Consider the following 14,595-nt stretch of genomic DNA (forward strand, 5'->3'; position numbering starts at 1 on the left):
ACTGTGGGAGCGAGCCTGCTCGCGATAGCGGCAGCCCATTCAACCTCAATGCAACGGCCTGACTGTGATCAGAGCGCCTCGCGCCCCGACACCCCATCGACCAACCGCTGGATGCCCAACGGGTTGGCGTTTTGCAACGGCTCGGGCAACAGGCTGTCGGGGTAGTTCTGGAAGCACACCGGGCGCAGGAAACGATCGATCGCCAGCGTACCCACCGAAGTCCCACGGGCATCGGAAGTCGCCGGGTAAGGCCCGCCATGGACCATCGAGTCGCAGACCTCGACACCGGTTGGATAACCGTTGAGCAGGATGCGACCAACCTTTTGCTCCAGCAACGGAGTCAATTCGCTGAACCGCTCGAAATCCGCTGGTTCGCCGATCATGGTTGCGGTCAATTGACCGTGCAGGCCGTGCAGCGCGGCGCTGAGTTGCGCCTGGTCCGCCACTTCGACGAAGACCGTGGTCGGGCCGAACACTTCTTCTTGAAGCGCCTCGTCACCGTTGATCAACAAGTTGGCGTCAGCCTTGAACAACTGCGGCTGGGCCTTGTTGCCCTGTTGCGCACGCCCGGCCAGATGTTCGATGCCCGGGTGGGCCAGCAACTTCTGCAGGCCCTTGCCGTAGCTTTGCAGTGTGCCGGCGTTGAGCATGGTTTGCGGGGCCTGATCGCCGATCAGCGCGGCCACCTGCTGGGTGAAGGCGGTAAACTGCGGCGAGCGAATGCCGATCACCAGGCCCGGGTTGGTACAGAATTGGCCGCAGCCCTGCACCACCGAGGCGGTCAGGTCGCGTGCGATGCTCTCGGCGCGGGTCTCCAGCGCTTGCGGCAATACGATCACGGGGTTGATGCTCGACATCTCGGCGAATACCGGGATGGGTTGTGGCCGCGCGGCGGCCATGTCGCACAGGGCTCGGCCACCCTTGAGGGAGCCGGTGAAGCCTACCGCCTGGATCGCCGGATGCTTGACCAGCCATTCGCCCACACCGCCGCCGTAGATCATGTTGAACACGCCGGCCGGCATCGAAGTCTTTTCGGCCGCACGGATAATCGCATCAGCCACCCACTCGGCCGTCGCCATATGGCCGCTGTGGGCCTTGAACACCACCGGGCAACCGGCCGCCAGGGCCGACGCCGTGTCGCCACCGGCGGTGGAAAACGCCAGGGGGAAGTTACTGGCGCCGAACACTGCCACCGGGCCGAGGCCGATGCGGTACTGGCGCAGGTCTGGACGGGGTAGCGGCGTGCGCTCAGGCAGCGCGCGGTCGATGCGCGCGCCGTAGAAATCGCCGCGACGCAAGACCTTGGCGAACAGACGCATCTGACCGCTGGTGCGACCGCGCTCACCCTGGATCCGCGCCGCCGGTAACGCAGTTTCCCGGCAGACCACGGCCACGAATTCATCGCCCAATGCATCCAGTTCATCGGCAATGGCTTCGAGGAACTCGGCCCGGCGCACCGCGCTCAGGCTGCGGTAGGCCGGATAAGCGGCAGCCGCGGCCTTGGCAGCGGCGTCGACTTCTTCGGCCGTGGCCTGGATGAATTCATGGGGCAAGGCCTCGCCGGTGCTGGCGTCGACGCTCTGCAGGCGAGTCTGGCCGGCCGCGCTGCGCGCGCCGCCGATGTAGTTGTGACCAAGGATCTGGTTCATCGCAAGTCTCCTTTAAAGTGTGCCGATAGTACCCGGGTTGAACACCGCGTCCACCGGGGCAATGCCGTTGACCAGCGGTGCGCCGAATTCGGCCTGACTGATTTCGAACACATCCCCCGGCTGAGTGCGGATGCCGTCGGCGAACGACAGGGTCGCGGTGCCAAAAAAATGAACGTGCACGTCACCCGGACGCAGGAACTGACTGTACTTGAAGTGGTGGAACTCAAGGTTCTCGAGGCTGTGGCACATGTTCGCCTCGCCACTGAGGAATTCGTTCTGCCACAGCACTTGGCCGTTACGCAGGATACGACTGGTCCCGGACAGATGTTGAGGCAGTTCACCCACGCGAAGTTCCGGGCCAAAACTGCAACTGCGCAATTTCGAATGGGCCAGGTACAGGTAATTCTTGCGCTCCATCACGTGGTCGGAAAACTCATTACCCACTGCAAAGCCCAGTCTGTAAGGCTTAGCGTCGTGGCCGATGACATACAGTCCGCTGATTTCCGGCTCTTCGCCGGCGTCTTCGGCAAAGGGTGGCAGCGGGAACGGATGGCCCGGACGGACCACGATGCTGCCGTCGCCCTTGTAGAACCACTCCGGTTGCACACCGGCCTGTCCGCTTTCAGGCTTGCCGCCCTCCACGCCCCACTTGAAGATGCGCATGGTGTCGGTCATGGCCGCTTCGTCGCCGGCCTGCTGATGCATCTTGTCCCGGGCCGAGGCGCTGCCCAGGTGGGTCAGGCCGGTGCCGCTGACCAGCAGGTGCGCCGGGTCCGGATGGTCCAGCGGTGGCAGGATGCGCAGTTCGCTGAGTAACTGCGGGTAATCATGGGCGGTTCCCAGGCCCAGGCTGTTGACCTGCTGCTCAAGCTTCACGCCCGCCTCGATCGCCGCTAGAGCCAGGTCGCGCACGGTCCGGGCGCCCTGCACTTCGCGCACCTGCTCACCGTCGACCACACCGACGCGGCGCTCGCCGTTATTCAATTCGAACTGAACTAAACGCATATATTTTCTCCTTGTAAACAAAACTTGAATAGGCGTAGCAGGCTTTTGTTGTGTAGGAGCTGCCGAAGGCTGCGATCTTTTGATCTTTCGCTCAGGACTCAATTGTCTGGAACAAAATCGCAGCCTCGTTGCACTCGACAGCTCCTACACGCAGTCGAGCGGGAGCAAGTTCCCTCGCCACAAAAGCTCGCTCCCACAGTGACCTCAGGTCCGCGTCGCCCCCCGGGCACTGGCCGCGAACTGATCCGCCGGCAGCACATGCTTGCGCTCCAGCAGGCGATACACCACGCCGGTCAACACCAGGCCAAACACCATCACGCATGACAGGAAGTACAGACCCGACGCCAGGTTGCCGGTGTACTCCTTCAGCGCACCGATCACGAACGGCCCGATATAGCCGCCCAGGTTGCCCACCGAGTTGATCAGCGCGATACCGGCCGCCGCACTGGCGCCGGCAAAGAAGCGCCCCGGCAACGTCCAGAACACCGCCGTGCAGGAGAACAGCGCAAACGCCACCAGGCACAACGCCGCCAGCTGCAACACCGGCACCGTCAGCCAGGCACTGAGGAACAGGCCGATGGCCCCCAGCACATAGAGCACGGCCAGATGACCGTAGCGGTCGTTCAAGCGGTCGGAACTGCGAGGAATGATCAGCAAACCGATGATGCCGAAGATGTAGGGCACCGAGGACACGAAACCGGTTACCAGGTCAGTGCCGCCGAATTGCTTGATCAACGTTGGCAGCCACAGCCCCAACCCGTAGATGCTCAGGGTCACCGGCAGGTAGAACAGCGCCAACAGCAGGACACGCTTGTCCTTCAAGGCGTGCAGCGGATTGCCGTGACGGGTCTGGCCGTATTCCTCAAGGTCTTTCTTCAGCTCGCCATTCAGCCAGTCCTTCTCGGCCTGGTCCATCCATTTCACCTGTTGCGGACCGTCCGGCAGATAACGCAGCACCGGCCAGGTCAGCAGGACCGCCGGCATACCGATGACGATGAACAACCACTGCCAGCCGTGCAGGCCCAGGATACCGTCCATGCCCAACAAGCCGCCGGACACGGGACCGGTGATCATCATGGCGATGGGCTGAGACAGAATGAACAGGCCCAGGATCTTGCCGCGATGGCGTACCGGGAACCATTGGGTGATGTAGTACAGCACGCCAGGGAAGAACCCGGCTTCGGCCGCGCCGAGCAAAAAGCGCATCACATAAAAGCTGTGAGGCCCCTGCACGAAGGCCATGCCGATGGTGATAGCACCCCAGGTGACCATGATCCGAGCGAACCAGCGCCGGGCACCGAAGCGCTCCAGCATCAGGTTGCTGGGGATCTCCAGCAGGAAATAGCCAATGAAAAACAGCCCCGCACCCAGGCCGTAGGCGGCGTCGCCAATGCCGATGTCGGCGCCCATGTGCAGCTTGGCAAAACCCACGGCGGAACGGTCCACGTAGGCGATCAGGTATAGCAGGATCAGGAAGGGAATCAGTTTCAGCGTGATGCGGCGAATAAGCCGCAATTCCTGGCTCATGGGACCGGTCTCCGATTGTTTTTGTTATAGAACCCTGGGGGATTTCTCTGGCAAATGAACGCTAGGACAACCCCTCCGTTGAATCGGACTATATAGTAATACTATTTACCCAACAACACTTCCAAACCGAGCAGATTGCGCTTATGTTAGGCGCAAGCTAAAACAATATAGTCTTACAATAAGAGAATCGATCATGTCTGATAAGAAACCCTCCCTGCGCTCGGCCCAATGGTTTGGCACCGCCGACAAAAACGGCTTCATGTACCGCAGCTGGATGAAAAATCAGGGCATCGCCGACCATCAGTTTCATGGCAAGCCGATCATTGGTATCTGCAACACCTGGTCGGAGCTGACGCCATGCAACGCGCATTTCCGGCAGATCGCCGAACACGTCAAGCGCGGCGTGATCGAGGCCGGGGGCTTCCCGGTGGAGTTTCCGGTGTTCTCCAACGGCGAGTCGAACCTGCGCCCTACCGCCATGCTGACGCGCAACCTGGCGAGCATGGACGTGGAGGAAGCCATTCGCGGCAATCCGATTGACGGCGTGGTACTGCTCACCGGTTGCGACAAGACCACGCCAGCCTTGCTGATGGGTGCCGCCAGTTGCGACGTGCCAGCCATCGTCGTTACCGGCGGACCGATGCTCAACGGCAAGCACAAGGGCCAGGACATCGGTTCGGGCACGGTGGTTTGGCAATTGAGCGAACAGGTCAAGGCCGGCACCATCACGATCGATGATTTCCTTGCGGCCGAGGGCGGCATGTCCCGCTCGGCCGGGACCTGCAATACCATGGGCACCGCCTCGACCATGGCCTGCATGGCCGAAGCCCTCGGCACGTCCCTGCCGCACAACGCGGCGATTCCGGCGGTGGATGCACGGCGTTATGTGCTGGCCCACATGTCCGGCATGCGTGCCGTCGAAATGGTCCGGGAAGACCTGAAACTGTCGAAGATCCTGACCAAGGAAGCCTTCGAGAACGCCATCCGGGTCAACGCGGCCATTGGCGGTTCAACCAACGCGGTGATCCACCTCAAGGCCATTGCCGGACGCATCGGTGTGCAACTGGACCTGGACGACTGGACCCGCATCGGTCGCGGCATGCCGACCATCGTCGACCTGCAACCGTCCGGGCGCTTCCTGATGGAGGAGTTCTATTACGCCGGTGGTTTGCCCGCCGTACTGCGGCGTCTCGGCGAAGCCAACCTGATTCCCAACCCGAACGCCTTGACCGTCAACGGCAAGAGCCTCGGTGAAAACACCAAGGACGCACCGATCTATGGCCAGGACGAAGTCATCCGCACCCTGGACAACCCGATCCGCGCCGACGGCGGTATCTGCGTACTGCGCGGTAACCTGGCGCCCCTCGGTGCGGTGCTCAAGCCGTCCGCCGCCACCGCCGAACTGATGCAGCATCGCGGTCGTGCGGTGGTGTTCGAGAACTTCGACGAGTACAAGGCACGGATCAACGACCCGGAACTGGACGTGGACGCCAACTCGGTCCTGGTGATGAAGAACTGCGGACCGAAGGGTTATCCGGGCATGGCCGAAGTGGGCAACATGGGCTTGCCGGCCAAGCTGCTGGCCCAGGGTGTGACCGACATGGTGCGTATTTCCGATGCGCGCATGAGCGGCACCGCCTACGGCACGGTGGTGCTGCACGTGGCACCGGAAGCCGCCGCCGGCGGACCTCTGGCGGCGGTGAAGGAAGGTGACTGGATCGAACTCGATTGCGCCAGCGGCCGCCTGCACCTGGACATCCCGGACGCCGAACTCGCCGCCCGCCTGGCTGACCTGCCGCCACCGCAGAACCTGTTAGTGGGCGGTTACCGTCAACTGTACATCGACCACGTGCTGCAAGCGGACCAGGGTTGTGACTTCGACTTCCTGGTCGGTTGCCGCGGCGCCGAGGTGCCGCGTCACTCCCACTGACCCCCTATGGGAGAGCTGTGTAGGAGCTGTGTAGGAGCCGTGTAGGAGCTGTCGAGTGCAACGAGGCTGCGATCTTTCCAAGGACACTTGAATCTCAAGCGAAAGATCAAAAGATCAAAAGATCAAAAGATCGCAGCCTTCGGCAGCTCCTACACAAGTCCAGCGGGAGCAAGCTCTGGCCACAGGTCACCAGGCCCAAGGGTTTGGCCTGATGCATATCCGCCGCGCCTGCTATCATGCGCAACACCCCCCCCGCACAGGATCGCGCCGCGTCCCATGGATTACCGCAAACCCTCCGACCGCAAAAGCATGCACGCGCGCATCGTCCAGGAACTGGGCATGCAGATCGTCTCCGGGCGTTTCAAACCTGACGATAAACTGCCCGCCGAAGCCTTGTTGTGCGAAGAGTATGCGGTCAGCCGCCCGGTGCTACGCGAAGCCACACGCGTGCTGGTCGCCAAGGGCCTGGTGTATTCGCGCCCGCGCGTGGGCACGGTGGTCAAGGCCCGTCGGGAATGGCACATGCTCGACCCGGATGTGCTGCACTGGTTGATGCAGAGCAGCCCGCAGAATGAATTCTTCAACCTGCTGACCAGTGTGCGCAGCATCATCGAACCAGCGGCCGCAGCCCTCGCCGCCCAGTTCGCCGACGAGACCGACCTCGCCGCCATCCGTGAAGCCTACCAACGCATGGAAGCAGCTCCGACCCCCGAGGCCGTGCTGCAACCGGACCTGGACTTCCACAGCCGCATCGCCGACGCCACCCACAACGACCTGCTCGCCAACCTGTGCAACATGTTGTCCGTTGCAATCGCCGAAGCACTCAAGCACTCCAACCAGCGGCCCAACCTGCATGAGCTGGCGATGCCGCGACACAAGGCGATCCTCACCGCCATCGAAAACCGCGACGCCCTCGGTGCCCGCCATGCCACGCTGGTGCAGCTTGACGATGCACGTAGCGCACTGAATGTGGTGCTGGGCAACGATCCCGCCTGACATCCCCTGTAGGAGCTGCCGAGTGCAACGAGGCTGCGATCTTTCCCCAGGCACTTGAGTCCCAAGCGAAAGATCAAGACCAAGATCAAAAGATCGCAGCCTTCGGCAGCTCCTACCCACACCCCGCCCACAACCGGGTGGTATGTATGTACCACCCCCCCGGAACAGAGAAGTCGATACTTTTCTCGCCGTCATTCCGACGGCCATGGCATTTATGAAAAGGACTTCTCATGACCGCCCTCCCCACGGCTGACACCGCTGCCGCATTGGCACAACGGGTCAGCCTGCAATTCGCCAGCCGCCCGACCTTCGAACAGGTCGTCCAACGCATGCTTGAGCAAGCCCTCAAGGAAAAATACCCCTGGCTGACCCTCGACCTCGCCAAGACCCAATTGGCAACGCCGGACGTGGTCGGGCGCGGTTGGCACTTCCAATCGTTCATGGCTTGGGTCCTGGACTATCTGGCGCTTGGCAGCCCCCTGGATCTGAGCCCGCAGGGCCATCTGGATTACTACCTTTCCGACAGCGTTCCGCACCGTCTTTGGGCAGGCAACCAAAAACCGGACATGAAGGTCATCGAAAAGGTCTTGCTCGAACTGTCCTGGACCGTACCCCTCGGGCTGGATGAGGCGTTGACCCGCTACTGGAGCGACGACCTCGATGCCAGCCCATCCACCGAGGCGAACAGCCCCATCAGCCGCTGGCAATGGCTCAGCGACACCCTCAAGAACATGCTGCATATCCGTGGGCTGCAACAACCCGGGCTCACCGACCCGGCACGTGAAGCCCTGGACCAGGTGATCCGCTGGCCGGACCGTGACAGACGCTTGCGTGATAACCGCCAGGCGCCGGTGTACGCCTACAGCCTGGAGACCCTGGTCACCCAAGGCACCTCCAGCACCGTGCTGATCGGCAGCGACATCCTCCTGGTGCGCACCACCACAGACGCAAGCGTTTTCCTGTTGTGCAGCCCCGGCAGCACCGTGCACGCCTTCACCTCCCTGGAAGCGTTCAACCAACATTGGGGTGAACGGATCGCCAGTCGATACGTCGTCGACACCGTTACCTGCCAGCGCTACGAGATCAGCGGCAATACCTTCGAAATCCAGGCGGCCATGCTGCTGGAACAGCAACTGGCCGACCTCAAGACCGTGCAACTGCCCGCTCGGATCGGCCTGCAAAACCTGAAAAAGCTCTACAACGACTTGAGCGACCCGGCCCGCGCGCTGCTCGATGCCCCACGCCTCACGCCTAAAACGTCAGCGCAACTCGAACCGCTGTTGCCCAAATGGCTGCAACAGGCCTCCATCGTCGACCAGACCACGTTCCAGCACCACAGCCTGGTACTGGCCAGCGCCAAGAAACGGCACCAGGGCCAGACCTTTCTCAGCGACATCAAGGACATCAAGGCTTTCACCGCCGACGCCCTGTTCAAGCGCATGCAGCAAACCAACGACAGCAGCACGGACAAGGTGCCGTCCAACCGCTACCAACCCGACGATGTGGTGCTGACCTTCAAAGTGTCCGCGGGGTATCCCGGCACCGCCGGTATCAGCGAAAAACGGAAGATGAGCCTGACCGACCTGGCCATCCGCAACCTCGTCGCCCGGCCAAGCGGCAACCTGACGCTCAGCCACCGCGTGGACCTGGTACTGCCTGCGTGGTTGACGCCGGACTTCGTCACCCGCCGGGACGGGTTGATCGAACAGGTCGACATTGGCACCACCTACCCGCACTACCTGCAAGACAAGCTGCTCGACGATTCGCCCCAGGCGCAGCGGCGCCGACAGATGTTCGCCGAACAGATCCCGGCGCAACTGGCGCTGGAGGCGTTGAAGCAGGTGCTCGCCCATGAAAACGGCATGACCCGCAAGGGTCTGCGGCTGATGGAGGCCGTCCTGCAAGCCGACCCACACGACCAACAGGTCGACGGTCGGCCCGTGGTCATGCGCCACCTGGCCTTGCTGCGCAAGCCCCAGGCCCACCCCGATGTCGTGACGAACATGTTCATTGTCGAGCCGCAAGACATCACCACCGGCCCGCATGTGCTGTACCGGCCGCTGCATGCGCCCATGCTGCGGGAGTTCCCCACGCGCCAGGCCCTGATGAAGGCCATCACCGCTGCCGGGGAGCTGCAGGACAGCGTCCTGACCTGGCTGTCCGATGCCGCGCGCCCGGTGTATGCCAACGGCGGTTTCCTGGAACCGCACATCGTGCGGTTTTTCCCGGGTGACGAGTTCGAGCAGCCCGAAAAACCCGCCCCGGCGACCCTCGCCAGCGACGACAGCCACGACGATCTGCTGCAATCGCTGCAAAAAGGCCAACTGATGCAGTACCTCTACGGCTGCAACGCCCAAGCCCTGGTCACCCAGGCCGACCGGGCTTCTGTCTCCAACAGCGAGAGCCGCTGGGCGGTGTTGCTCGAAGGTGGCAGCCTGTTGTTCAACACGCTGCTGTTCCCCTTGCTGCGGGGTCCGGCCATGACCACCGTCTGGCTGTGGAACCTGATGGCCAGCGCCCGAAACGACATCCCGGCCCTGAGCAGCGAAGACCCTGTGACACGGGAACTCGCCACTGTCGATCTGCTGGTCAACCTGGCCCTGCTGGTGAGCCAGTTTCCCGCCGTCCACGCGCCTGCCCGCGCGGCACTGCCTGAATCGATCAAGGCCCAGGCGATGCGTCCCCCGGTACAACGGGCGATCCCCGGACAATGGCCCGCGCCGGCCTTGCCGAGCATTGTCGAAGGCGCCGTTGCCTTGCCTGGCGCCCACGCCGAAGCCGCCAGCCGGGTCCTGGACCTCAGTTTCGCCAACCCTCTTCAGCGCCTGACGCGGGAACAACGCACCCGCCTGCTGCGCTTGCAGGCAAGGCGCCCGGCTGCACTGCCCGAACCGCTGACTAACGGGCCTTACATGGGCCTGTACGTGATCGACAACACCTGGCACGCCGACGTCGACGGCGTCCTGTATCGAGTCACCCCGGAAGAGGACGGCAGCGCGACCATCGTCGACCCGCTCGACCCAAGCAAAAACGGTCCGGCGCTCAAATCGGACACCCGAGGCCACTGGTCGCTGGACCTGCGCTTGCGCCTGCTGGGCGGTGCGCCCCCCAAGCGCGCAGCGGCGCTGAGTCGTCTGAATACCCAGCGCAGCTTCGAATTGACCGCGGAACTGAACCGACGTATTGCCCGAGACGCCGACCTGCAAAAAGCCGTGGACGTCGCCCAGCAAGTCATGACGCGCCTTGAGGAAGGCCCCTACACCGAGGCCCAGCGCGCGCCGAAACGTAAAGTCTTCTATGACCTGCTTCAAGAGCAGACCGACCTGTACGTGAGCCTGGTGAACAGCGCGCCCGAACGGGCCAGCCTGGGTATCGCGCTGGCGCCAAAATTCATGCGCGGGCTGTTGGAAAATGTGGTGAACAATGGCCGTAAAGCCTTCCTGGTGACGCAAAGCGATTACATCGCCATCACTGACGCCCATCCCCATTTCGTGGGAGAAGATAAGGCGGAAACAGCGCTCACTGTTCACCTCGAGAGCTACTTGCAGTTCCTCGATACGGTGAGTGACATCCACGAGCGTGCGATCCATTGGCTGGAACTCAAGGACGACTACCTGGAGCGGCTGTTGAACCTGGACGACGCTGGCGCGGCAGCGTTCGAACGGCTGACCAAAGACCGCCCGCTGGATGAAAGAAATGTCACCGGCAGCAGATTCCTGCTGCTGGGCACACTGCCGCTCCTGTCGGTCAAACACGCCCTTTCCGACTTTACCGAGAGCCTGCTGCGCATCGTCAAGCCACTGGCGGAACACATGCGTACCCACGGGGATCTACAGCTTTACGACCTGTCTCCCTCGGAACAGCTGGCGGTACTGGAAAGCCTGACCGAGCACTATGGCAAGGCCTTGGACGGCTTGCAGGGCCTGAAGACCCTCTACGCCGACGACCTCAATGAAAGCTATTTCGACCGGCTGATCAAACTGGTCGACAACCTTTACCAGGATGCGTCCGGGAGACTGGCCGCGGAACTCAAACCCGAGCCCAAACCACGCAAGCGTGCGCCCAAGCGTCCCAAGGCATCCGCCGGGCGTCCGCAAAAAAAGGTGATCAAGACCCGCCACCGCGGTGTCTTGATTGGCGACCTGAAACCGGCCGGCACAACCTTGCCGATTGAAGTCGTCGAGGTGCGCTCCGAAGCCAATAACAAGGTGATCGCCACCTATTCGCGCCATGACGACCTCTGGGACGTGGTCGAGGTACGCCGACCAACGCCGGCACCCAAGACGCGATCGCTCAAGGCGATCAAGGCCGACGCGCGAAAGATCCTCGATGAGTTGGAAGACCGCCTACGCCACGCTGAAAGCTACAAGAAGCACTGCCGCCATCCTCAGGAAATCGAGGAAATCATGAACAATGAGGCGGACCGCTTCCGCGCGCTCGCCGCCGAACTCGACCGGGCCTTCAGCGCATCGCCAACCACGCGCACGCCAGCCGATCAGGCGCTGGGCAAGCAGCTGTCGGACGCCATTTCCAGGCTGAGGACCAAGGGCAGCGCCCTGCGCACCGAGTTGAGCCTGCAATTGCCACCCACCGACGGCAACCTGCGGTTCCTGTTCGAGAAAAACCTGATCCAGGTTGCGCTGCTCGGCGAACGCGTGGCCTTGAAAGGCGAGCGCAAGGATTTCCTCCAGGAATACGCCATCAACGACCGTGACGGGTTTCCCCTCTGGTATGCGCACTTCCACTACGAAACGGCCGACACACCGAAAGCCGACTACAGCGTCGCGCACCTGAAAACCCGGGAGCAACGCCGGGAGCACTACCACTCGCTGATCGCCAAGGCACAGAGCCCCTACGCGGTAGTGAATGTGCATCGAGGACAGATCGGCAAATCCTTGGCCCACGACAGGTTCTTGCCGTTGGCACCTTGATAGCAACGAAAAAAGCCGCAGCCCTGGGGCTGCGGCTTGTGCCGTTGTAGGAGCTGTCGAGTGCAACGAGGCTGCGATCTTTCCCCAGACACTTGAACCTCAAGCGAAAGATCAAAAGATCAAAAGATCGCAGGCTTCGCCAGCTCCTACAGGCCCTGGTGGATAACATCCCCATCAATGCGCAAACAACGACTTACTCTTCTGCCCTGCCATTTTTTCCGGCTTGATCAGGAACCGCGCCAGCGCCGGCAGCAGCCACAGTGCTCCGAACATGTTCCACAACAACATGAACGTCAGCATCAGCCCCATGTCGGCCTGGAACTTGATGGCCGAGAAGATCCAGGTGCACACCCCGATGGCCAGGCACAGGCCCGTGAATAGCACGGCCTTACCGGTGGACTTCAGCGTTTGATAGTAAGCCTCTTGCAACGGTAGTCCGGCCCGCAGGAAGCTTTCCAGACGACTGTAGATGTAGATGCCGTAGTCCACGCCTATCCCCACGCCAAGCGCCACCACTGGCAGCGTCGCGACCTTCACGCCAATACCCATGAAGGCCATCAGCGCGTTGCCCAGCACCGAGGTGAGCACCAGCGGCAGCACGATGCACAGCGTCGCCGCCCAGGAACGGAAGGTGATCATGCACATGGTTGCCACACAGATGTACACCAGGATCAGGATAGTCAGCTCCGATTCCTTGATCACTTCGTTGGTTGCAGCTTCAATGCCGGCGTTACCCGCGGCGAGGATGAACTCCAGGCCATCCCGGTTGTTTTCCTTGGCGAACTCCTGCACCACCTTCACGGCGCGGTCCAGGGTCTCGGCCTTGTGGTCGTTGAGGAAAACCAATACCGGGGCCACTGAGCAGTTGTTGTTGTACAGGCCATCGGCCCGGGCAATGGAGTTGTTCAGCACGTCAGGGTTACGCGACAGGGTTTCCCACTTCAGGTTGCCCTCGTTCATGCCCTTGATCATTTGCTTGGACACGGTGACCAGGGAGATCGCTGACTGCACTCCCTCGGTGTTCTGCATTTTCCACATCAGCTCGTCGATAGGAGCCATGGCTTCATAGCGTGAACAGCCTTCAGCCTTGGTCTTGACCATCACCACCAGGACATCGGAGCTGGTGGAATAGTTGCTGATGATGAAGTTGTTGTCCTGGTTGTAGCGCGAGTCCGGCCGCAACTCCGGCGCGCCCTGGTCCAGGTCACCGATCTTCAGGTTCTGGCTGTACCAGAGGCCGCCACCAAAGGCGATCAAGGCCAGGACGATCGACACCGGCGCGACTTTGGCGCTGGCAAACTTCGACAGCAGGCGCCAGAACGGGTGCTCACGCGTCGCATCCTTCTTGCTGCGCTCGATGGCGCGCTTGCTGATACCGACATAGGAAATCGCCACCGGCAACAGGATCAGGTTGGTGAACACAATCACCGCCACGCCGATGGACGCACCAAAGGCCAGCTCCCGGATCACGCCGATATCGATGATCAGCAAGGTGATGAAACCGACAGCATCCGCCAGGATTGCGATCATTCCCGGCAGGAACAACTGGCGGAATGTGCGCCGCGCCGCCGTCAGGGCATTGTCCGCTTCACTGGATTGCAACGCGATACCGTTGATTTTCTGCACGCCGTGGGAGATACCAATGGCGAAGATCAGAAACGGCACCAGCATCGAATAAGGATCGAGCCCGAAGCCGACCGCATGCATCAGCCCCAACTGCCAGACCACCGCCACCAGGGTGGTGCTCAGCACCGCAATGGTGCTGCGCATGCAGTTGGTGAACCAGTACAGCAGCACCAGCGTAATGATGAAGGCCACGCCGAAGAACATTACCACCATGGTCAGGCCGTCGATCAAGTCGCCGACCTTCTTGGCGAAGCCCACGATATGGATCTTCACGTTGGGGTTCTGGGCTTCAAACTTGTTGCGGATCTTGTCTTCGAGTTCGTGGGAGAACTTCTGGTAATCCAGGGCCAGCAGCTTGCCCTGGTCCTGCGGGTCCGGATAGGACTCCAACAGCGGGATATCGATGATGCTCGATTTGAAATCGTTGGCCACCAGGCGTCCGACCTGGCCGGACTTGAGCACGTTGTTGCGTAACAGGTCGAGGCTGTCTGCCGAGCCGTCATAGCTCTGGGGAATCACCTCACCACCGGCAAAGCCTTCCTCCGTCACTTCGGTCCAACGCACGCTCGGGCTCCACAAAGACTTGAGGCCGGAACGGTCGACACCGGAAATATAGAAGACCTCGTCATGAATCTGGCGCAGGGTCTCCATGTAATCCTTGGAGAAAATGTCACCGTTGGTGGCCTCCACGGAAATCCGCACCGTGTTGCCCAGGTTCGCCAGGTCATTGCGGTGCTCGAGCATCTTCTCGATGAAGGGGTGCTCGAGGGGGATCATCTTTTCGAAACTGGTGGACGGCCGGATCAGCGTGGCCTGCCAGAACAGGAAAATACTGACCAGCAGGCAAATGACGATCACTGCCGGGCGGTTGTTGAAAATCAGGCGCTCGAGGAACGTCGCCTTGTCTTGGTGATGACTGCTCATGGGGTCC

At 61.7% G+C, this 14,595-nt stretch carries 7 protein-coding genes; 3 read left to right on the plus strand and 4 right to left on the minus strand.

All coding sequences use genetic code 11. From position 1 onward, the window contains the following. Positions 1-68: 68 nt before the first annotated feature. The 3 genes from MA884_RS00430 to MA884_RS00440 form a co-directional block, all read right to left on the minus strand. Complete coding sequence (locus MA884_RS00430; RefSeq protein WP_256228405.1) at positions 69-1,649, minus strand: aldehyde dehydrogenase (NADP(+)); 1,581 nt, start codon at positions 1,647-1,649, stop codon at positions 69-71. Between the two features lie 12 nt (positions 1,650-1,661). Next, on the minus strand, positions 1,662-2,654 hold the full coding sequence (araD1, locus tag MA884_RS00435) for an AraD1 family protein (RefSeq protein ID WP_256228406.1): 993 nt from the start codon (positions 2,652-2,654) through the stop codon (positions 1,662-1,664). A gap of 204 nt (positions 2,655-2,858) precedes the next feature. Then, positions 2,859-4,181: an MFS transporter gene (locus MA884_RS00440; RefSeq protein WP_256228407.1), complete on the minus strand. Its 1,323-nt coding sequence runs from the start codon at positions 4,179-4,181 to the stop codon at positions 2,859-2,861. 193 nt (positions 4,182-4,374) lie between these two features. On the opposite strand from MA884_RS00440, the gene MA884_RS00445 reads away from it, so the two are divergent. The 3 genes from MA884_RS00445 (at position 4,375) to MA884_RS00455 (ending at position 12,038) form a co-directional block, all read left to right on the plus strand. Continuing rightward, positions 4,375-6,111 carry an IlvD/Edd family dehydratase gene (locus tag MA884_RS00445; RefSeq protein ID WP_256228409.1) on the plus strand — a complete coding sequence of 579 codons (1,737 nt, stop codon included), beginning with the start codon at positions 4,375-4,377 and terminating at the stop codon, positions 6,109-6,111. A 276-nt stretch (positions 6,112-6,387) separates the two neighbouring features. Further along, positions 6,388-7,107, plus strand: coding sequence for a FadR/GntR family transcriptional regulator (locus tag MA884_RS00450; protein ID WP_256228410.1), 720 nt, complete (start codon positions 6,388-6,390; stop codon positions 7,105-7,107). Positions 7,108-7,337: 230 nt separating this feature from the next. After that, on the plus strand, positions 7,338-12,038 hold the full coding sequence (locus tag MA884_RS00455; RefSeq protein ID WP_256228411.1) for a dermonecrotic toxin domain-containing protein: 4,701 nt from the start codon (positions 7,338-7,340) through the stop codon (positions 12,036-12,038). 174 nt (positions 12,039-12,212) lie between these two features. Here MA884_RS00455 and MA884_RS00460 read toward each other — a convergent pair whose 3' ends face one another. Beyond that, a complete protein-coding gene (locus MA884_RS00460; RefSeq protein WP_092398546.1) occupies positions 12,213-14,588 on the minus strand; it encodes an RND family transporter in 2,376 nt (791 codons plus the stop codon). Positions 14,589-14,595 lie beyond the last annotated feature (7 nt).

The sequence above is a fragment of the Pseudomonas sp. Q11 genome (assembly GCF_024494355.1).
GTDB lineage: Bacteria > Pseudomonadota > Gammaproteobacteria > Pseudomonadales > Pseudomonadaceae > Aquipseudomonas > Aquipseudomonas hefeiensis.

Coding starts and splice junctions, on each gene's coding strand:
- MA884_RS00430 (WP_256228405.1), bottom strand. CDS start 1,649: ATGAACCAGATCCTTGGTCACAACTACATCGGCGGCGCGCGCAGCGCG.
- MA884_RS00445 (WP_256228409.1), top strand. CDS start 4,375: ATGTCTGATAAGAAACCCTCCCTGCGCTCGGCCCAATGGTTTGGCACC.
- MA884_RS00455 (WP_256228411.1), top strand. CDS start 7,338: ATGACCGCCCTCCCCACGGCTGACACCGCTGCCGCATTGGCACAACGG.
- MA884_RS00450 (WP_256228410.1), top strand. CDS start 6,388: ATGGATTACCGCAAACCCTCCGACCGCAAAAGCATGCACGCGCGCATC.
- araD1 (WP_256228406.1), bottom strand. CDS start 2,654: ATGCGTTTAGTTCAGTTCGAATTGAATAACGGCGAGCGCCGCGTCGGT.
- MA884_RS00460 (WP_092398546.1), bottom strand. CDS start 14,588: ATGAGCAGTCATCACCAAGACAAGGCGACGTTCCTCGAGCGCCTGATT.
- MA884_RS00440 (WP_256228407.1), bottom strand. CDS start 4,181: ATGAGCCAGGAATTGCGGCTTATTCGCCGCATCACGCTGAAACTGATT.